The 18,252-nt window shown below is 73.8% G+C and carries 16 protein-coding genes; 7 read left to right on the top strand and 9 right to left on the bottom strand.

The features are described 5' to 3' along the window. The first annotated feature begins 320 nt into the window (after window positions 1-320). On the top strand, window positions 321-1,595 hold the full coding sequence (locus tag ACR807_RS17990; RefSeq protein WP_438922481.1) for a TetR/AcrR family transcriptional regulator: 1,275 nt from the start codon (window positions 321-323) through the stop codon (window positions 1,593-1,595). A 73-nt stretch (window positions 1,596-1,668) separates the two neighbouring features. Here the strand turns inward: ACR807_RS17990 and ACR807_RS17995 are convergent, their stop codons facing one another. Both ACR807_RS17995 and ACR807_RS18000 read right to left on the bottom strand, forming a co-directional pair. Beyond that, the gene (locus ACR807_RS17995; protein ID WP_438922482.1) at window positions 1,669-1,881 is read right to left on the bottom strand and encodes a DUF5703 family protein; all 213 of its coding nucleotides are present in this window, start codon (window positions 1,879-1,881) and stop codon (window positions 1,669-1,671) included. Beyond that, window positions 1,881-2,864 carry a YncE family protein gene (locus ACR807_RS18000; RefSeq protein WP_438922483.1) on the bottom strand — a complete coding sequence of 328 codons (984 nt, stop codon included), beginning with the start codon at window positions 2,862-2,864 and terminating at the stop codon, window positions 1,881-1,883. The genes ACR807_RS17995 and ACR807_RS18000 overlap by 1 nt, the downstream gene beginning before the upstream one ends. A 187-nt stretch (window positions 2,865-3,051) precedes the next feature. Between ACR807_RS18000 and ACR807_RS18005 the strand changes: the two genes are divergently transcribed. Then, entirely contained in the window at window positions 3,052-4,119 is a 1,068-nt protein-coding gene (locus ACR807_RS18005; RefSeq protein WP_438922484.1) for a M48 family metalloprotease, read from the top strand. 27 nt (window positions 4,120-4,146) lie between these two features. Here the strand turns inward: ACR807_RS18005 and ACR807_RS18010 are convergent, their stop codons facing one another. Next, entirely contained in the window at window positions 4,147-5,112 is a 966-nt protein-coding gene (locus tag ACR807_RS18010; RefSeq protein WP_438922485.1) for an aldo/keto reductase, read from the bottom strand. 125 nt (window positions 5,113-5,237) lie between these two features. Here ACR807_RS18010 and ACR807_RS18015 point away from each other — a divergent pair, with 125 nt between their 5' ends. The 3 genes from ACR807_RS18015 to ACR807_RS18025 are packed head-to-tail and all read left to right on the top strand — an operon-like array spanning window position 5,238 to window position 7,828. After that, the gene (locus tag ACR807_RS18015; protein WP_438922486.1) at window positions 5,238-6,287 is read left to right on the top strand and encodes an LLM class F420-dependent oxidoreductase; all 1,050 of its coding nucleotides are present in this window, start codon (window positions 5,238-5,240) and stop codon (window positions 6,285-6,287) included. Beyond that, window positions 6,284-7,108: an undecaprenyl-diphosphate phosphatase gene (locus ACR807_RS18020; RefSeq protein WP_438922487.1), complete on the top strand. Its 825-nt coding sequence runs from the start codon at window positions 6,284-6,286 to the stop codon at window positions 7,106-7,108. Before ACR807_RS18015 ends, ACR807_RS18020 begins: the two co-directional genes overlap by 4 nt. Window positions 7,109-7,132: 24 nt before the next feature. Next, on the top strand, window positions 7,133-7,828 hold the full coding sequence (locus ACR807_RS18025) for a histidine phosphatase family protein (protein WP_438922488.1): 696 nt from the start codon (window positions 7,133-7,135) through the stop codon (window positions 7,826-7,828). 346 nt (window positions 7,829-8,174) lie between these two features. On the opposite strand, the gene ACR807_RS18030 is transcribed toward ACR807_RS18025, so the two are convergent. Then, the gene (locus tag ACR807_RS18030) at window positions 8,175-9,329 is read right to left on the bottom strand and encodes a site-specific integrase (RefSeq protein WP_438922489.1); all 1,155 of its coding nucleotides are present in this window, start codon (window positions 9,327-9,329) and stop codon (window positions 8,175-8,177) included. A gap of 110 nt (window positions 9,330-9,439) precedes the next feature. Here ACR807_RS18030 and ACR807_RS18035 point away from each other — a divergent pair, with 110 nt between their 5' ends. Continuing rightward, window positions 9,440-9,736: an ArsR/SmtB family transcription factor gene (locus ACR807_RS18035; RefSeq protein ID WP_438922490.1), complete on the top strand. Its 297-nt coding sequence runs from the start codon at window positions 9,440-9,442 to the stop codon at window positions 9,734-9,736. A 25-nt stretch (window positions 9,737-9,761) separates the two neighbouring features. Here the strand turns inward: ACR807_RS18035 and ACR807_RS18040 are convergent, their stop codons facing one another. The 3 genes from ACR807_RS18040 to pdxR form a co-directional block, all read right to left on the bottom strand. After that, window positions 9,762-10,124 carry a VOC family protein gene (locus tag ACR807_RS18040; protein ID WP_438922515.1) on the bottom strand — a complete coding sequence of 121 codons (363 nt, stop codon included), beginning with the start codon at window positions 10,122-10,124 and terminating at the stop codon, window positions 9,762-9,764. 164 nt (window positions 10,125-10,288) lie between these two features. Beyond that, complete coding sequence (locus ACR807_RS18045; protein WP_438922491.1) at window positions 10,289-11,263, bottom strand: hypothetical protein; 975 nt, start codon at window positions 11,261-11,263, stop codon at window positions 10,289-10,291. A gap of 94 nt (window positions 11,264-11,357) precedes the next feature. Then, complete coding sequence (gene pdxR, locus ACR807_RS18050) at window positions 11,358-12,743, bottom strand: MocR-like pyridoxine biosynthesis transcription factor PdxR (protein ID WP_438922492.1); 1,386 nt, start codon at window positions 12,741-12,743, stop codon at window positions 11,358-11,360. Between the two features lie 246 nt (window positions 12,744-12,989). Here pdxR and hrpA point away from each other — a divergent pair, with 246 nt between their 5' ends. After that, window positions 12,990-16,895, top strand: coding sequence for an ATP-dependent RNA helicase HrpA (gene hrpA / locus ACR807_RS18055; protein WP_438922493.1), 3,906 nt, complete (start codon window positions 12,990-12,992; stop codon window positions 16,893-16,895). Window positions 16,896-16,953: 58 nt separating this feature from the next. Here hrpA and ACR807_RS18060 read toward each other — a convergent pair whose 3' ends face one another. Further along, window positions 16,954-17,487, bottom strand: coding sequence for a hypothetical protein (locus ACR807_RS18060; RefSeq protein ID WP_438922494.1), 534 nt, complete (start codon window positions 17,485-17,487; stop codon window positions 16,954-16,956). After that, on the bottom strand, window positions 17,478-17,993 hold the full coding sequence (locus tag ACR807_RS18065) for a MarR family winged helix-turn-helix transcriptional regulator (protein ID WP_438922495.1): 516 nt from the start codon (window positions 17,991-17,993) through the stop codon (window positions 17,478-17,480). The genes ACR807_RS18060 and ACR807_RS18065 overlap by 10 nt, the downstream gene beginning before the upstream one ends. Window positions 17,994-18,252: the final 259 nt, after the last annotated feature.

Here is an 18,252-nt window from a genome sequence, read left to right on the forward strand (position 1 = left end):
CGCGCGGGACCGGCCGGGGTTCCGAGCCGACGGCCGCTCCGGGACGCGCCCCTGGACCGCACGGGGCGAGGCGCTCACCCCGTGCGGGAGAACGAACGCGCGACGCCCCGCCGCGCGGTGCGATCGGCCCTCCCCGGCGACCCCGCACCACGATGCAGGGAGTCTTGTCCCGCCCCCGGTGAGGGTTCAACGGACGCATCGGACCGATAACACTCACCCCGGTGTGCGAACGCTCCCCCGGCGGGTGAGTGTGCAATACCGTGATCGCCACGGCGGGTATGCGCCGTGGGTCGGGGACACGCCGAGGGGGGAGTGCCCACGTGGTACCGGTACGGGAACGGCTGCTCGACGCAGGGGTGGCGCTGCTGTTCGACGACGGGTTCAAGGTCCTCAACCGGGGGCTCAACGTCGCCGAGATCGCCGCCCGCGCCGAGGTCAGCGAGAAGACGTTCTTCGCGACCTTCGGCGACAAGGCCCGCTACGTCGACGAACTGCTGCTGCGGTTCAACCGCCCGGTCGCCCCGACCGCGCCGGGGACGCTCGTCGACGTCATCGACCACGCCCTCGCCGAGACCAAGGGCGACCCGAGGCGGATGCTGCGCGCGGTGTCCACCTGGAACTACGAGCAGGTCCGCGGCGACCCCGCCACCCTCATGCAGTTCGCCACGGTCGTCCTGGCCCGCAACCACCAGGGCGCCATGCGGCGCCTGCGCCAGACCTACGCCGCCTACGACCGGGCGAGCGTCCAGGCGTACCGGTCGATGCTCGCCCGCTGGAGCGCGTCGCTGCGCGCCCCGTTCACCCTCGACCAGCTCGCCGTCGTGCTCACCGCCCTCGTCGAGGGGCTGTCGCTGCGCCACCTCGCCGACCCCGACGCCGTGCCCGACACCCTGCTCGGCGACACCGTCATCGCCCTCGTCGGCACCCTGCTCGACCCCGAGCAGGGCCACAGCCACATCGACGACGTCATCGCGCCCCTGGCCGACGAGGTCGTGCGCGCTTACCGCGCCGACCGCCTCGACGGCCTGCCCGAGCACCCCCGCAACGCGGTCGTCGCCGCCGCCCGCCAGGAGTTCGCCGCCCGCGGCTACTACGCCACCACGCCCGCCCACATCGCCGCGCGCGCCGGCGTGCCCCTCGTCGTGCTCCGGCAGCTGTTCCCGGTGAAGGCGTCGATCGTCGTGGGCGCGCTGCGCCCGGAGTACGCGGAGCTGCGCTCGCTGCTCGACGACGACCTCGCCCTGGGCGTCGCGCCGCGCCGGCTGCTGCGCCGCCACCTCGAACGCCTGGCCGCCTTCACCCTGCGCAACCGCGAGTTCGCCGAGGCCCTGCTGATGGCCGTCGTGCAGGACACCGACGCCGCCGCGGCCGACGCGGTCCACCGCGAGATCGACCTGGCGGCCCTGCTCGTCCCGGTCCTCGACGCCGGGCGCGCCGGCGGCGACTTCAGCGCCGACCACGACCCCGCCGCCCTGGCGGGCACGCTCACCCACGGCACCCTGCTGCGCTGCCTCACCCACCGCGGCGGCACGCCCGCGCAGCACGTCGACGCCGTCGAGGCCCTCGTCCTGCACGGCCTGCTGACCCGCGCCTGACCCCGACCCCGCGAAGCACCGACCCCGCGAAGCCCCGGTCCGGCGAAGCCCGGTCCCGCGGCGACCGGGAGGGCTAGGTGATCAGCCCGGGCACGACGGCGGCGGTCCGCTTGCGGCGCAGCCAGACCTTGCGCGAACCGTCGCCGAACAGCAGCGTCCGCGACAGCTCCCACCCGGCGAACTCGGCGTGGATCGTCAACTGCGTCGTCGCCGTGCGGCGGGAGACCCCGGCCGGCAGCCGCAGCGGCCGGTACTCCCAGTCCCCGTCGACCACCGCTTCGTCCATCACCCGATCACCTGCATCCCTTGGCCGTCCCCGGACGCGACGAACACGCGCCCGCTGGCTGGATCAACCGCCACGGAGTCCGGCTGGCGGACCGCGGCGTACCGGTGGCGCTCCACCGGCTCGCCCCCGGCGACGTCGAGGGCCACGACCTCGTTGCGCGCGGTGAGGGTCACCCAGAGCAGGTCGCGCTCGGCGTCGTAGGCCATCCCGTACGGCGCGCCCGGCAGGGGGTGGCGCATCCGCATGATCAACGGCGAGGTGGAGAACGCCATCAGCTCGCCGCCCCGGGTGTCCACGACGAACACCCGGCCGAACCGGTCGGCCACCGCGTTCGTCGCGCCGTCGCCCGCGCGCAGCCCCGCGCCGGGGCGCTCGGCGGTCGGGTCCAGGTCGAACACCGCGCTGCGCGGCCGGTCCAGCACCACGGCCGCGTCACCCGCCACCACCAGCCGGTCGGGGCTGGAGATGCCGCCCACCACGTGCTCGCCGCCCGAACCGTCCCGCACCGACACCTGCCCGGCGTCGCGCCGGGCCACCAGCTCCCGGTCACCGAGCCGCGCCACGTCCACCGGCCCGCCGGTCACCGGCCGCGACGACGTCGAGCCGTCCGGCCGCACGGTCACCACGGCGCCGGCCGACGGCACGGTGGCCTCCACCGAGCCGTCCGCCGCGACCAGCCGCTCCGCCGGCCCCGGCAGCACCGCCGTCACCGGGGCCGCCGTCGCCGGGTCGGCCGGGGACGACGGGTAGAGCAGCACCGAGGGCGGTTCGGCCACGGCCACCGCGACCAGGTCCCCGACCACCGCCACCGACGTCGCGCGCCCCAGCGGCAGCACGACGCCCTCGGGCGCGGCGGTCCGGGCGGGGGAGACGGCGGGACGGGCGGGTTCCAGCGTGGCGGCCACCTGGAGCGGGTCGGCCGGGTTCTCCTCGGACGCACACCCGGACACCACCAGGGTCCCGGCGAGCACTGCCGCGGCCACTCGGCGCAACGTCTGACCTCCTACGCGTAACCCGTTCGCTCACTGCCCTCCCAGCATCCATCACCGAACCACCATCGTCACGCAGGGGGGCGGGTGTTGTCGTTGGTCCGCGAAGGTGATAGTCGGACCCCGCCCGCGGCCCGCGGCCGGCGGCGACGACCATCGCGGGTGACACGGGAGGAGCCGGATGACCGTCGAGGAACTGCGCGACCGCCACGTCGCGCTGCTGCGCGACCGGCGCGTCGTCGACCACCTCGACCCGCCCGTCGCGCCCGGCGACCACGTCGACCGCTACCGCACGTGGACCCAGGTCGCCTCCGACCCGCTGACCCGCAGGTTGGGGCGGCTCGTCGACGCCCGCGTCCGCCCCGCCCCCTACCGGTCCGCGCACCTGCACGAGCAGCAGCGCACCCTCGACGCCCTGCAACCCGAGGTGCTGCACCTGGCCCGCGCCGCCGGGTGGCGGCCCACCACGCCGGTGCTGGCCGGGGTGTTCCCCACCGGCGCGCTGAACGCGCTGAGCGTGCCCGTGCCGGGGCGCGGCGTCCTCGTGCTGGTCAACACCGCCGCGCTGGACCTGCTCGGCGGTGTGCTCAAGATCATGACGGGGGCGTTGCCGCACTACGGCACGCCGCCGCTGCTGAGCACCTCCCAGACCTCCTACGCCCTGGCCGAGGCGGTCAACGCCTACCTCTACGGCAACGGCGCGGTCGAGGCCCGCCGGCTGCCCGAGCTGTCCGGCCAGCGGCAGGCGCTGGTGGGGCTGATGACGCGGCGCGCCACCCAGTTCCTCGTCGCCCACGAGGTCGGGCACGTCCTGGCGGGGCACCTGGTGCACGCCCGCCGCCGCACCGACCCCGACACGCCCGTGGGCGCCCTCGACGCCCAGGAGGTGGGCTGGTCGCGCGAGCACGAGGCCGACCGGCTGGCCGCGTCGATGCTGCTGCACAGCCTCGACGGCCTCGCCCCGCGCGAGCTGGACGTGCGCGAGCCGTACCTGGTCGCCGCCGTGCTGCTCGTGCTGTTCCTGCACGAGGTCACCGACCGGCTCGCCGACGAGCGCGGCCTGGCCGTGCCGTTCGCGGGCACCCACCCGCCGCCGGTGCGGCGCGTGCAGAGCCTCGTGGGGCACCTCGCGGCCCACGTCCGCTCCCCGCGCGCCCTCGACCTGGCCGCCGACGTCGCCACCTGGCTGGAGGACCAGCTCGGCGGCGTGCGCGAGTGGCTCCGCCGCGTCGACGAGGTCATGGTCTGACCCCTCGTGGTCCGGCCCCGCGCGGGGTCAGACCAGCGGGCGCTCCGGGTAGCCGAACACCACCGCGCTCACGTCGTCCAGGGCCGAGCGGATCGCGGTCGGCAGCACCAGGTCCTCCGCCGCCAGGGAACCCAGCAGCTGCGACGTGTCGCGCGCGCCCACCACCGGGGCCACCACGCCCGGCCGGTCGCGCACCCACGCCAGCGCCACGCACAGCGCGTTGGTGCCCAGCCCGTCCGCCGCGGTGGCCACCGCCTGGGTGATCCGCGCCGCCCGCTCCGTGCGGTGCTGCTCCACGTACCCGGCGAAGTGCGGCGACGCGCCGCGCGAGTCCGACGGCGTGCCGTTGCGGTACTTGCCGGTCAGCACGCCCCGGCCCAGCGGCGCCCACGGCAGCAGGCCGATGCCGTGGTGCTGCGCGGCGGGCACGACCTCGCGCTCCACGCCGCGCTCCAGCAGCGAGTACTCCACCTGCGTGGACACCAGCGGGGTGTGCCCCGGCAGCGCCGCCGCGGTGCCCAGCTGCCAGCCCGAGTAGTTCGACACGCCCGCGTAGCGCACCTTGCCCGAGGACACCGCGGCGTCCAGCGCCGACAGGGTCTCCTCCAGCGGCACGTTCGCGTCCCAGGCGTGCAGCTGCCACAGGTCGACGTGCTCCACCCGCAGCCGGCGCAGCGAGCCGTCCAGCGCGTGCAGCAGCGCGCCCCGCGACGCGCCGCCGCCGAACGGGCCGTCGTTGCGCCGCGCGACCGCCTTGGTCGCGATCACGAGCTCCTCGCGCGGCACGACCTCGCCGATCAGGCCGCCCAGGATGCGCTCGCTCTCGCCCTCCACGTACACGTCGGCGGTGTCCACGAGCGTGCCGCCCGCCTCGGTGAAGGCCATGAGCTGGGTGGCCGCCTCGTCGGCGTCGGTGTCCCGGCCCCAGGTCATCGTGCCCAGGGCCATCCGGGAGACCCGCAAGCCGCTGCGCCCCAGGTATCGCTGTTCCACGCGGCGCAGCCTAAGGGGTGATCGACATTCCGGCGGGCCGTGGCGCGCGTTTGTCAAGGGCGAATTCCGCCGGGCCGCGCCGCCCCGGCCTGGCGAAGGGGGTTACCGACCGGTACGGTCCGCGTGTGCGACTGGGACTGAACCTCGGGTACTGGGGCGCGGGCAACGACGCCGCGAACCTCGAACTGGCCAAGGAAGCCGACCGCCTCGGCTTCTCGGTGGTGTGGGCCGCGGAGGCGTACGGCTCCGACGCGCCCACCGTGCTGGCCTGGGTGGCGGCCCAGACCGAGCGGGTGGACGTCGGCAGCGCGATCCTCCAGATCCCCGCGCGCACGCCCGCGATGACCGCGATGACCGCCGCCACCCTGGACACCCTCTCCGGCGGCCGGTTCCGGCTGGGCCTGGGCGTCTCCGGGCCGCAGGTGTCCGAGGGCTGGCACGGCGTGCGGTTCGACAAGCCGCTGGCCCGCACCCGCGAGTACGTCGACGTCGTGCGCTCCGCCCTGCGCCGCGAGCGGCTGCGCTACGACGGCGAGCACTACGTGCTGCCGCTGCCCGACGGCCCCGGCAAGGCGCTCACCCTCACCGTGCACCCGGTGCGCGAGCACCTGCCCGTCTACCTGGCCGCCGTCGGCCCGAAGAACGTCGAGCTGGCCGGCGAGATCGCCGACGGGTGGCTCGCGATCTTCTTCTCCCCGGAGCACTCCGCCGGGTCGGTCGCCGCGCTCCGGGCGGGTCGGGAGAAGGCCGGCAAGACCCTCGACGGGTTCGACGTCGTGCCCACCGTGCCGATGTCCGTCGGCGACGACTGGCGCGCGTGCGCCGACCACGTCCGCCCCTACGCCGCGCTCTACGTCGGCGGCATGGGCAGCAGGCAGAAGAACTTCTACAACGACCTCGCCGTGCGCATGGGCTTCGCCGCCGAGGCCGCCGAGGTGCAGGACCGGTACCTGTCGCGCGACTACGCCGGCGCCCAGGCCGCGCTGCCCGTGGAGTTCCTCGACTCCACCTCGCTGCTGGGCCCGAAGGAGCGCATAGCAGACCGCATGAGGGCCTACGCCGAGGCGGGGGTCACCACTCTCACGCTCTCGCCCATGCTGCAAGATCTCGAGCAGGGGATCGCCGCGCTCCGCACGGCGACCGAAGCTCTGGATCTGGCAGGAGTGGGTAGTTGAGCTGGTTGCAGGCCATCGTCCTCGGCCTCGTGCAAGGTCTCACCGAGTTCCTGCCCATCTCCTCGTCGGGTCACATCAGGATCGTCTCCACGCTGTTCTTCGGCAACGACGCGGGCGCGTCGTTCACCGCGGTCATCCAGCTGGGCACCGAGGTCGCGGTGCTGATCTACTTCGCCAAGGACATCGGCAACTTCCTCGCGGCGTGGTTCAAGGGCCTGTTCAGCAAGGCCGCCCGCGCCTCCGAGGACTACCGGATGGCCTGGTACGTGATCATCGGGTCGATCCCGATCAGCGTGCTGGGCTACCTGTTCAAGGACGAGATCCGCTCGTCGCTGCGGAACCTGTGGATCACCGCGACGACGCTGATCGTGTTCGGCCTGCTGCTCGGCCTGGCCGACCACTTCGCCTCGCACATCCGCAACAAGCTCCAGCTCAAGGACGCCGTCGGCATGGGCCTGGCGCAGGCCATGGCGCTGATCCCCGGCGTGTCCCGCTCCGGTGGGACGCTCACCGCCGGCCTGTTCCTGGGCCTGGACCGCGCCTCGGCGGCCCGCTACTCCTTCCTGCTGGCGCTGCCCGCCGTGTTCGGCGCCGGCATCTTCAGCATCCCGGACGTGCTGGAGCGCTCCGAGCCCAACGCGGCGTCCGTGCCGCAGATGGTCGTGGCCACGATCGTGTCGTTCGTCGTCGGCTACGCCACGATCGCGTGGCTGCTGCGGTACGTCTCCAAGCACAGCTACTCGGTGTTCGTGTGGTACCGGCTGCTGCTGGGCATCGTCCTGATGGGGCTGCTGTCGATGAACCTCATCAGCGCCACGTAGGGAGCGCCGCATAGGGTGGCCCCCGTGGCTACCGTGATCTTGCTGCGACACGCCCGCTCCACCGCGAACGGGGCGGGCGTGCTCGCCGGCCGACAGCCCGGTGTGCGGCTGTCCGAGAAGGGCGAGGAGCAGGCGCTCGCGCTCGTGGACCGGCTCGCCGGGGTACCGGTGCGGTCGGTCGTGACCTCACCGCTGGAGCGCTGCCGGCAGACCCTCGCGCCGCTGCTGGCCGACCGCGGCCTGGAACCCGCGGTCGAACCGGAGCTCGCCGAGGTCGAGTACGGCGAGTGGACCGGGCGCGAGATCAGGGAGCTGCTCGACGAGCCGCTGTGGAAGGTCGTGCAGCAGCACCCGTCCGCGGCCGTGTTCCCCGGCGGCGAGGGCCTGGCGACCGTGCAGGCGCGCGCGGTGGCCGCCATCAGGGCGCACGACGCCCGGATCACCGCCGAGCACGGGCCGCGCGCCGTGTGGGTCGCGTGCAGCCACGGCGACGTCATCAAGGCCGTCCTGGCCGACGCGCTGGGCGTGCACCTGGACGGGTTCCAGCGCATCGTCGTGGACCCGGCGTCGCTGTCGGTCGTGCAGTACACCGAGACGCGGCCGTTCGTGCTGCGGGTCAACGACAACGGCGGTGACCTGTCCGGCGTGGTGCCCCCGCCGGAGAAGGAGGCGGAGGCGCCGTCCTCCGACGCCGTCGTGGGCGGTACGACCGGCCCCTGACGGGGAGGACCTCGACCAGCGCGTGGCCCCCGGACAGTGCAGGGTAGTCCGGGGGCCACGGGTGTGTCGGCCGGGGCGGTCGGCCTCGTGGTGACGATCGTATTGCTGTTAATGCGCAGGTAAATGCCCTCTTGCGGGGTGGACCGCGGCGGGCCCCGCGGGCGAGCCGGGCGCCGGATCGCCGCCCGGGCACCGGAAACGGGCTAAAACCGCAGCTCAAACCATGTGGAAACAAGCGTGAAACACAGCGTGGCAAGCCTGCCCGCGCCGTAACCCGCTGGACCGTTCGGCCCGCGCCGATGGTCTGGCCGGTGTTTACAGTTAACAACGGACCGTGCGCCCTTGATCACAGTCCGAGGCGGGTGACGGCGTTGTCCTCCAGCGGGTTGGCCGTCCGGATGTAGCGGTGCACGGTGCGCGGGTTGGTCCAGCGGCCCTGCCGCATGATCTCCCGGTCGCTCGCGCCGCCCAGCGCGGCCTGCGTGGCGAAGCCGGCGCGCAGCGAGTGCCCGCCGAACAGCGCCGGGTCCAGGCCGGCCTTGAGCGCGTACCGCTTCACCAGGTCGGACACGGCCCGGTCCGACATCGGGCGGGTGCCGAGCGCGCCGTGGCGGCTCACCGAGGGGAACAGCGGCCCGCTCAGCGGACCCGGCCGGTAGGTGTGGCAGCGGTGCGTCGGCCCGGCCTCGGGCTCGTCCTGGAGCAGGGCCCGCCGGTCGACGGCGGTGAGCACGTCGACCCAGTCGGCGAACGCGCACACCGGGCACGTCGGCCGCCGCGCGCCCCGGGGCAGCACGACCCGCTGCCGGTGCGCGCCGGTCTGGTCGGTCTTGGTCACGCCCAGCTCGACCAGCAGCAGCGGCTCCTGGGTGCGCGGGTCGACGTCGACCGCGACGTCGTCGAGGTGGAGCGCGGCCAGCTCGCTGCGGCGCAGCGCGCCGGCGAAGCCCACGAGCAGCAGCAGCGCGTCGCGGCGGCGGGCCGCGCCGGTCGGCCAGCCCGGGGCGGGGCGTTCGGCGAGCAGGGCCTCCAGCGTGCCCAGCAGCACGGGCCGCTTGCGCCGCGGCGGCGCCTGCCGGGTGCGGCGGATGCCGCGCAGCGTCAAGCGCACCACGTCGGACCTGGTGGGGGAGGGGAGGCCGCCCGCGGCGTGCACGGCGGCGATGGCGGCGGCCTTGCGCTCCAGCGTGGAGGGCCGGAAGGCGGGGGAGCCGTCGTCCTTCGTCGTGTCCGCGGCGACCGCCAGGTACACCGCGACGTCCACCGGGTCCGCGGGCAGCGCCTGGCGGCCCTCGGCCTGGCACCACGCCGCCCACGCCACCCAGTCGGAGCGGTAGGCGCGCAGCGTGTTGGGGGACTGGGCGGCGTGCAGGTAGCCCGCCAGGGCGGCGGCCTGCTCGTCGTCGAAGCGCCGCCTGACCTGCTCCAGGGCGGCGAAGTCCACCAGGACCGCGTGGGTGACGCGGTCCAGCTCGGCGCGCACCGGTTCCGGCAGGGTCACCCGGCCACCCTAACACTCTTGATCACTTCGATGCTTTCAGCGTGAGATGAGGAGGCATCTTGCGGCGGCCGTTACTATGCGAGACCGTGCGCGCCCTACAACACCCGGACGTGGAAGACGTTGAGCTGGCCACCGTGCTGACCGCGCTGGCAGACCCCGTCCGGTTGCGGATCGTGGCGGAACTGGCCCGTTCGGGTGGCATCGTGTGCGGCCAGTTCGACGTGCCGGTCAGCATGTCGACGCTGTCGCACCACCTGAAGGTGTTGCGCGAGGCGGGCGTGCTGCGGGTGACGCCGCAGGGCAGCTACCGCACGCACGAGCTGCGGCGCGCCGAGATGGAGACCCGCTTCCCGGGCGTGCTGGAGTCGATCACGCGCGCCATCCCGCCGCGGGGCCCGGCCGCCTGACGGCGGGCCGGCGCGGCGGTGCCGCTCAGGGGTTGACGTAGAGGCAGAACGGGTGGCCGGCGGGGTCCAGCAGCACCCGGACGTCCTCCTGGGGCTGGAACTCGGCCGTCGTCGCGCCCAGGGCCTCGGCCCGGGCGGTGGCGGCGGGCAGGTCGTCGACCTCGATGTCGAGGTGCGCCATCATCCGCTGGTCGCCCTCCCCGGCGGGCCAGGTGGGCCGGCGGTACCGGTCCTCGGTCTGGAAGGCCAGGCCCGCGCCGCCGTCGGGGGCGCGGAGGGTCACCCAGTGGGGTTCGTCGGTGTCGATCGGCCAGCCGAGCAGTTCGCCGTAGAAGCCCGCGAGGGCGCGCGGGTCGGGTGCGTCGAGGACGGTCGCGGTCAGCTTGATCACCACTCCAGTTTCACGCTTCCGGGTGAGCGTCGCATCCGCTGCCGAGTTGGTACCAGTGGTCTCGATAACTTCAGTGTCAACCAAAAGAGTGAATCACCTGGTAGCAGCTCAAGAGAGGAACTCCCGATCGACAACAAAACGCCCCGAGTCGAAGGGGCGCGTCACGCGGCGGTGTGGCGCAGGACGTGGACGCCCGCCGCGGTCTTGAGGTAGGCCCAGGTGGTCGTGCCGGTGGTGGTGAGGCCGACGTGGGAGGCGGAGGTGCGGTGGAGGTCGCCGGGGAGGTCGACGGCGGCCCACCGCTCGCCGGTCCAGCGGTGGAAGGCGGGCCTGGTCTCGAAGGTGTCGCGGGTGGCGCGGGTGCCCCAGGTCCAGCCGGCGGCGACGCCGTGGAGGCTGAGCCGGTCGGGGGTCTCCTCGGGTGGGGGTACGGCGGTCCAGCGGGTGCCGTCCCAGTGGTGGATGCGCAGGCCGTCGGTGTCGCGGACGTGGCCGAGCCAGAGGTCGTCGGGTGCGGTGGCGGCGAGGCGGGCGATGTGGCCGCGTTCGGTGCGGGGGCCGGGGTGCTCGGTCCAGCGGGTGCCGTCCCAGTGGACGAGGACGGGGTACTCGTAGCTGGCGGGTCCGGCGCCGGCGAGGCCGCCTCCTCCCGCCCAGATGTCGTGGGGGCCGGTGGAGGTGAGGGTGTTGAGCCCTTCGCGGGTGGAGTTGAGGACGCGGCGGAGGTGCCAGGTGGTGCCGTCGTAGTGGAGGGCGTCGCGTCCGGTGCCGACGACGTGGACGTCGTGGGGGTGGGCGGTGACGGCTTTGGCCCAGGGGATGGGTGGGGTGGTGACGGTGTGCCAGGTGGTGCCGTCGTAGTGCAGGACGAGGGGGCGTCCGGCGGTGTTGCCGACGGCCCAGACGTCGTCGGGTGCGGTGGCGGTGATGCCGGAGAGGCTGGCGGCGGTGGGGAGGGTGGGGAGGGGTTCGCGTCGCCAGGTGGTGCCGGTCCAGCCGAGGACGAGGGGTGCGGAGGGGCGGCTGGTGAACACGCCGGTGGTGCCGGCGAGCCAGGCGTGGTCGTCGCCCGCGGTCGCCAGGTCGGCCAGTGCGGTGCTGGGCGGCAGTGCGGGCACCGGCACGGGTCGGAACAAGCCATCCCCCCCTCGATGGGTCCCCCGACTCGTCGTGGGGTTCAGCAGATCGGGCGCGGGGGCGGTGCGCCAGCCGCCGAACGGTGGTTTGTGGTTAGTGCGGGTGTGGGTGGGTGAGGACGTGGTGGAGGGTGTCGACGGCGGCGGGGTAGGCGTGGTCGGTGGGGGTGGCGTAGCCGATGACGAGGCCGTGGGCGGTGGTGGGGCCGGGGGTGTGCCAGTGGTGGCGCAGGCCGCTGAGGCGCAGGCCGTGGTGGGTGGCGTGGGTGAGGGCGGTGTCTTCGTCGGGGACGTGGAGGAGGAGGTGGAGGCCGGCGGGGATGCCGTGGGGGGTGTGGTGGTGGAGTCGGTGCAGGAGGTGGTCGCGGCGGCGGCGGTAGTGGCGGCGGCGGGCGCGGACGTGGCGGTCGTAGGCGTGGGTGGTGATGAGGTCGGTGAGGGTGAGTTGGTTGATGACGCCGGTGTGGTGGTCGGTGTGGAGCTTGGCGTCGACGACGGGGTCCAGCCAGCGGGGTGGGAGGACGAGCCAGCCGAGTCGGAGGCCGGGGGCGAGGGTGGTGGTGGTGCTGCCGGCGTAGGCGACGTGGTCGGGTGCGGTGCCCTGGAGTGCGCCGAGGGGTTGGCGGTCGTAGCGGAATTCGCCGTCGTAGTCGTTCTCGACGAGGAGGCCGCCGGTGGTGCGGGCCCAGGTGGTGAGGGCGTGGCGGCGGGTGGGGTGGAGGGGGACGCCGGTGGGGTACTGGTGGGCGGGGGTGAGGACGGCGGCGGTGGCGTGGTCGTGGGGGGTGCGTGCGCCGAGTTCGTCGACGGGGAGGGGGATGACGGGGCGGCCGGCGTGGGTGATGACGTCGCGGTGGTGGGGGAGGCAGGGGTCTTCGACGGCGATGGGGCCGGGGAGGACGGTGGCGAGCAGGGCGAGGGCTTGGGTGTAGCCGGTGGTGATGACGATGTGGTCGGGGTGGGCTTGGACGCCGCGGGTGCGGCCGAGGTGGTCGGCGAGGGCGGTGCGGAGTTGGGGGAGGCCGCGGGGGTCGGTGTGGCCGTGGACGGTGGTGGGGGTGGTGGTGAGGGCGCGGCGGGTGGCGCGGAGCCAGGCGGTGGTGGGGAAGGCGGTGGGGTCGGGGTTGCCGGGGGCGAGGTCGTGGGTGGGGTCGGGTGGGTGGCCGGCGGGTGCGGGTGCCGCGGGTTCTGTGGGTGCGGGTGCTGTGGTGCGGGGTAGGGGTGCGACCTGGGTGCCGGCGCCGCGGCGGGCGGTGAGGTAGCCCTCGGCGACGAGTTGGTCGTAGGCGGCGGCGACGGTGTTGCGGGCGAGGCCGAGTTCGACGGCGAGGGTGCGGGTGGCGGGCAGGCGGGCGCCGGGGGCGAGGCGTCCGGCGCGGATGGCGTCGCGGAGGGCGCGTTCGAGTCCGCTGCGGCGTCCGGTGGCGGGGTCGAGGTCGAGGTGCAGGTCCACCCCCGTGGTGGCCCAGGATGGTGACACGGTGTTGGACCTTAGCGCGGGCCAAAGCCGCCGGTGGGGGGTTGTGCGGGGTGGGGTTCGGCGGGTGTCGGGGGTGGTGGGGGGCGGGGTTGGGCGGGTGTGGTGCGGTGGGTGGGGCGTGGGTGCCGGGGTGGGGTGCCGGGGGGTGGGCGGGCCGGTCGGGCGGTACCGGTTCCGGGGGTGGTGGGTGTGGTGTGCCGGATAATCGGCGGCCCCGTTTCGCGGGCCCGGATATCCTTGGTCCAAATGAGTACCACCTCCCACGCTGACCTGCGTCAACGCCTGTCCGAACTCATGTCGCGGGATCGGCGGCGATTGGGGCGGAGGCTCGACGGTGCGCGCAAGGTGCGCGACGAGAAGGCCCGGGCCGCCGTGCACGCGGAGATCGAGGCGGAGATCGAGGCCGCCGAGCTGCGCGTGGCGTTGCGCCGCGAGGCCGTGCCGAAGATCACGTACCCGGCGGAGCTGCCGGTCAGTGCCCGCAAGGACGACATCGCCGAGCTGATCCGCGAGCACCAGGTGGTGATCGTGGCGGGGGAGACGGGGTCGGGCAAGACGACGCAGCTGCCGAAGATCTGCCTGGAGCTGGGGCGCGGGGTGCTGGGGCAGATCGGGCACACGCAGCCGCGGCGGTTGGCGGCGCGGACGGTGGCCGAGCGGGTGGCGCAGGAGCTGGGCACGCCGCTGGGCAGCGCGGTGGGCTACAAGGTGCGGTTCTCGGACCAGTCGGGTGACGAGACGCTGGTCAAGCTGATGACCGACGGCATCCTGCTGGCGGAGTTGCAGACCGACCGGATGTTGAGCCGCTACGACACGATCATCATCGACGAGGCGCACGAGCGCAGCCTGAACGTGGACTTCCTGCTGGGGTACCTGGCGCAGCTGCTGCCGCGGCGGCCGGACCTGAAGGTGGTGATCACGTCCGCGACGATCGACCCGGAGCGGTTCTCGCGGCACTTCGGGGACGCGCCGATCATCGAGGTGTCGGGGCGGACGTACCCGGTGGAGGTGCGGTACCGGCCGGTGGTGGACCCGGACGACCCGGAGGCGGACCCGGAGCGGGACCAGACGCAGGCGATCTGCGACGCGGTGCGGGAGCTGCAGGCCGAGGGGCCGGGTGACGTGCTGGTGTTCCTGTCGGGTGAGCGGGAGATCCGGGACACCGCGGACGCGCTGGCGGCGTTGGAGCTGCGCGACACGGAGGTGTTGCCGCTGTACGCGCGGTTGTCGTTCGGGGAGCAGCACCGGGTGTTCCAGCCGCACCGGGGGCGGCGGGTGGTGTTGGCGACGAACGTGGCGGAGACGTCGTTGACGGTGCCGGGCATCAAGTACGTGGTGGACCCGGGTACGGCGCGGATCTCGCGCTACAGCCACCGGTTGAAGGTGCAGCGGTTGCCGATCGAGCCGATCTCGCAGGCGTCGGCGAACCAGCGCAAGGGTCGGTGCGGGCGGGTGTCGGAGGGCATCTGCATCCGGCTCTACAGCGAGGACGACTTCGAGGCGCGGCCGGAGTTCACGGACCCGGAGATCCTGCGCACGAACCTGGCGTCGGTGATCCTGCAGATGACGGCGATCGGGTTGGGCGACATCGCGGCGTTCCCGTTCATCGACCCGCCGGAGGCGCGCAACGTCAACGACGGCGTGCAGTTGTTGCAGGAGCTGGGGGCGATCGTCCCGGGGGAGCAGAGGCTGACGCCGCTGGGGCGCAAGCTGGCGCAGTTGCCGGTGGACCCGCGGTTGGCGCGGATGGTGGTGGAGGCGGACGCCAACGGGTGCGTGCGCGAGGTGATGGTGATCGCGGCGGCGTTGTCGATCCAGGACCCGCGGGAGCGGCCGAGCGACAAGCAGCAGGCGGCGGACGAGCAGCACGCGCGGTTCAGGGACCCGGAGTCGGATTTCGTGGCGTACCTGAACCTGTGGGGGTACGTGCGGGAGAAGCAGAAGGAGCTGTCGTCGAACCAGTTCCGCAAGCTGTGCCGCGCGGAGTTCCTGAACTACCTGCGGGTGCGCGAGTGGCAGGACGTGTACCAGCAGTTGCGGCAGGTGGCCAAGACGTTGGGCGTGCACGTGAACGAGGAGCCGGCGGACCCGCGCAACGTGCACATCTCGCTGTTGTCGGGGTTGTTGTCGCACATCGGGCTCAAGGACGTGCCGAAGCGGGACCCGGGCAAGCGGGCGTCGACGGAGTACCTGGGTGCGCGCAGCGCGAAGTTCGCGATCTTCCCGGGGTCGGCGTTGTTCCGCAAGCCGCCGCAGTGGGTGATGGCGGCGGAGCTGGTGGAGACGTCGCGGCTGTGGGGCCGGATCGTGGCGAGGATCGAGCCGGAGTGGGCGGAGAAGCTCGGCGGGCACCTGGTCAAGCGCAGCTACAGCGAGCCGCACTGGGAGATGCGGCGCGGGTCGGTGGTGGCGTTGGAGAAGGTGACGCTCTACGGGGTGCCGCTGGTGGCGGCGCGGAAGGTCGACTACGGGCGGATCGACCCGGGGTTGTCGCGGGAGCTGTTCATCCGGCACGCCCTGGTGCAGGGGGAGTGGAGCACGCACCACGCGTTCTACGAGCGCAACCGGCGGTTGCTGGCCGAGGTGGGGGAGCTGGAGAACCGGGCGCGGCGGCGGGACATCGTCGTGGACGACGAGACGCTGTTCGACTTCTACGACCAGCGGGTGCCGGCGGACGTGGTGTCGGTGCGGCACTTCGACTCGTGGTGGAAGAAGGCCGGGCGCGCCACGCCGGAGCTGTTGGTGTTCGACAGGTCGATGCTGGTCAACTCCACGGCCGAGGTGACGCCCGAGGCGTACCCGGACCGGTTGACGCGGGGTGGGTTGAGCCTGCCGTTGACCTACCGGTTCGAGCCGGGCGCGGCGGTGGACGGTGTGACCGTGGACCTGCCGCTGCCCGCGTTGACGGCGGTGCCGGACGATTCGTTGTCGTGGCAGGTGCCGGGGTTGCGCACGGAGCTGGTGGTGGCGTTGATCCGGTCGTTGCCCAAGCCGGTGCGGCGCAACTTCGTGCCGGTGCCCGACGTGGCCGCGGCGGCGTTGGCGGCGATCAAGGACGACGAGCCGCTGCTGCCGGCGCTGGAGCGCGAGCTGCGGGCGTTGACGGGGGTGGTGGTGCCGCGGCAGGAGTGGCGGCTCGACCAGGTGCCCGAGCACCTGAAGCTGACCTTCCGGGTGGTGGACGAGGAGCAGCGCGAGCTGGCGCAGGGCAAGGACCTGGCCGCGTTGAAGGCGAAGTTGCAGGGGCAGCTGCGGGAGACGCTGGCCGCGGCGGCGAGCAACCTGGCCCGTACGGGCCTGACGACGTGGGGTGATGTCGGCGACCTGCCGCGCACCGTGCAGCGCCGCCGGTCGGGCATCGTGGTGACCGCCTACCCGGCGCTGGTCGACAAGGGCGACAGCGTCGCGGTGGAGATCCTGGACACGCCGGGTCGGCAGCGGCAGGCGATGTGGCGGGGCACGCGGCGGTTGTTGCTGCTCAACGTGCCGTCGCCGGTGAAGGCGTTGCAGCGGGGGTTGACCAACGCCGAGAAGCTGGCCCTGACGCGCAACCCGCACGGCGGGGTGGCGCCGCTGCTGGCGGACTGCATCTCGGCGGCGGTGGACAAGCTGCTGCGCGACGCGGGTGGCCCGGTGTGGGACGAGAGGTCGTTCGCCGCGCTGGTGGAGAAGGTCCGCAAGGGCCTGGGCGAGGCGGTGTTCGACGTGGTCGGCGCGGTGCGCAGGGTGTTGGAGGCGGCGCAGGACGTGGAGCTGCGGATCAACGCGGTGCGCGGCGCGGTGTTCGAGGAGTCGCTCAACGACGTGCGGGCCCAGCTGCACGGCCTGGTGCACAAGGGTTTCGTCACGGAGGCGGGTGCCGAGCGGCTGGCGGACGTGCACCGCTACCTGTCGGGGATCGCGCGGCGGTTGGAGAAGCTCACCGAGAACGTGCGGCGTGACCAGGAGTGGATGGACCGGGTGCACGAGGTGCACGCCGAGTACCGGGAGCTGCGGGCGAGCCTGCCCGCCGACGAGCCGCACCCGGAGCTGGACGAGGTGCGGTGGATGATCGAGGAGCTGCGGTTGAGCTACTTCGCGCAGACCATCGGCACCCGTTACACGGTGTCGGACAAGCGGATCTTCAAGGCCCTCGACGCCGTGCCCCGCTGACCCGGACCCCGCTGACCCGGACCCCGTCGGACCTCGCCGCCGGACCCGCCGCCCGGGTTCACCAGGCGGCGAGGTCGGCCACCCGGGCGGCGAGGTCGACGACCGCGAGGCCGTCGGTGGCGATCCGGGTGGTGTGCGGCGGGGCGTCCCGGTCGAGCGTGCGCGCGGCGGCCAGGCTGCGCCGCACGTGGGGCTCGAACCCGGAGCCGACCTCGCGGCCGGCCAGCCGGGCCCGCACGGTGTCCTCGGTGGCGGTGAGCAGCACCGACGTCACCCGGACGGGGTGGCCCGGGCCGAGGGCGCGCACGACCATCGGCTCCTCCAGCACGCTGACCGTGTTCGTGTAGACCAGTCGGGTCTGGCCGAGCGCGGCGTAGTTCGCCCAGATCGCGGCGAGGTTGCGCTCGGTGATCGCGGTGCGGTGCGGGTCGTCGTGCGGGGCGGGGTGGACCTGGTCGAGGAAGTCGCCCTCGACGTGGCAGTGGGCGGTGCCGCGCGCCTGCCACAGCGCCGAGACCTCCCAGCCGAGGGACGACTTGCCCACGCCCGCGCCGCCGCCGATCAGCAGCAGCTCGCGCACGGTCACTCGCACGCCTCCAGCAGCGAGCGCAGCGCGTCGGCGACCGCGGTCCGGGTGCCGGCGTCCAGCGGCTCCAGCAGCCGCGCGTAGTGCCGCATGTGCTCGGCGAGCATCCCGTCCACCAGGTGCCTGCCCCGTTCGGTCAGCGTGATGCGCACGACGCGGCGGTCCGTGCCGTCGGGCACCCGCTCGACCAGGCCCTTGGCCTCCATGCGGTCGATGCGGTTGGTGATCGCGCCGGCGGTGACCAGCGACGCGGACAGGAACGCCCCCGCCGTCATGCCCTGCGCGGAGCCCGCCCGGCGCAGCGTCGCCAGCACGTCGAACTCGCCGGGCTCCAGCTCGAAGCGGCCCACGAACTCGCGCAGCTCCCGCTCCAGCAGCCGCGACAGGCGCATCACCCGGGCCAGCACCGCCATCGGTGAGGTGTCCACGTCCGGGCGCTGCTGCGCCCACTGCGCCAGCACCAGGTCGACCGCGTCCGCCATCCGCCCCTCCAGGAACTCGACACCGCCCACACCCCTCCGCCGCGACTCCCGCCTCAGGACGGCCCGGGCGGCTCCCGGCGCGCGCCGGGAGCGACGCGGGGCGCGGGCGCGGTGGGTGCCCGGCGCGACCGCGTCGGCACCGGGACCGGGACCGCGAACACCGCCGGGCCCGCCCCCGCGACGGCGGTTCCCCCCTTGATCGGCACCGCACCACCGTAGGCGGGTGATCGACTCGCCGGCCGCTGTTCCGGCGGAAAACCCGGGATCAGGGCCGTCCGGCCCCGGCCGT

Source organism: Saccharothrix sabaoui (assembly GCF_051756985.1).
Classification (GTDB): Bacteria; Actinomycetota; Actinomycetes; order Mycobacteriales; family Pseudonocardiaceae; genus Actinosynnema.